Origin of the sequence: Aquabacterium lacunae (assembly GCF_004310865.1) — a bacterium.
Classification (GTDB): Bacteria; Pseudomonadota; Gammaproteobacteria; order Burkholderiales; family Burkholderiaceae_C; genus Aquabacterium; species Aquabacterium lacunae.
The window spans coordinates 1-1138 of sequence record NZ_SIXI01000029.1; the positions used below are offsets into that span (position 1 = coordinate 1).

1 protein-coding gene is annotated in these 1138 nt (G+C 52.5%); it reads right to left on the bottom strand.

Annotated elements, in window-relative coordinates; translation table 11 throughout:
* Positions 1-229: 229 nt before the first annotated feature.
* On the bottom strand, positions 230-991 hold the full coding sequence (locus tag EYS42_RS16855; protein WP_130969374.1) for a hypothetical protein: 762 nt from the start codon (positions 989-991) through the stop codon (positions 230-232).
* Positions 992-1138 lie beyond the last annotated feature (147 nt).

A 1138-nucleotide genomic window follows, 5' to 3' on the forward strand; every position in this document is an offset into this window, starting at 1 on the left:
GGCCTAACGCCGAGGTTAACCGGCGCCGGAGCCGAAGGCGGAGGGCACCAGCACTGGCCATGAAAATGCCGAAGGCATGGCCAGTGTTGGCGTCCGCGTTGAACCGACAGTTAGCCTGGTAACAGGTGCTGAAACGGTTGATCTGCTCATGCCCGACAAGGTTGGAGTTCCACCAACTGTTTGAAGCTGGGCAAGAGAGGGAGGTGTTCCGCTCGGTGTTTGAGCTCACTCAAGCCCTTGAGCGTAAATTCTTTCGATTGATCGTTACCAGTACGATTGACAGCAGGCCTAGAAGCAATTGCGTTGTAGTTGAAGGTTCTGGAACGGGGCTCGCAAGGATGACCGCCTGACCTACAATTGGCAATTGACCAAACACGCCGCCGCCATCGGGCATTTTCCCGAAACTTGTGCTTACTGCGCGAACATATTGAGGCACAAGACTGGCTGCTGTTACATCGCTGGATAGACCGCGCAAGTGCAGCGTGAATGCATCCGAGCGTGATGTGGTTCTATCAAGGTCGAAGACAAAAGAGGCCGGTTTCGCGCCTTCCTTAACAGTACTGATGACGAACGGGCTACTTCCTATCAAGGTTATGTCTTCAGAAGAGTACTCAACACCATAGCCGGAAACAAACAAATAGGGGATGGCTGTGTCAGAGTCGGTAAAAAAGTATGCGCCGTCCCTGGATGGCTGAGCGTTTGGCCATACCTGTTCCAGGCCCTGCTGGAATGCAGGCAAGTAGTTAAACGAAATGCCCGACACCTTGCCGTCTAAGATGCCCAGTGAAGAATAGGTAAAGCGAACTCCACCGTCCTCATCTGACACCGTTAGCGTTGCGAATGGCGAACTCAGACGCTCCGTAGAAATGGTATCTTTGTGGTTGATCGAGAATTCAGGATCGAGTACGTTATCTTGAAACGCATAGTCGAATGTGGCCGCGTTTGCAGCGCTTGCGCAGCCGAGCATGGTAACCAAGATGACAGATTTCATTGAGCTATTCATGTTTTCAGTGTCCCATGGATTTTTCTAGCGCCCACTCGGCGCTAAGTGAATTGTATGGCGTAGGCGTTAAACCGCGCATACCGAGATTGAGGGGAGGGCACCTCGATGCATGCTTCACGAAAAGGCTAACGCCCA

Bases quoted from the DNA above. Each gene is read 5' to 3' on its own strand.
- EYS42_RS16855 (WP_130969374.1), bottom strand. From the start codon at position 991: ATGAAATCTGTCATCTTGGTTACCATGCTCGGCTGCGCAAGCGCTGCA.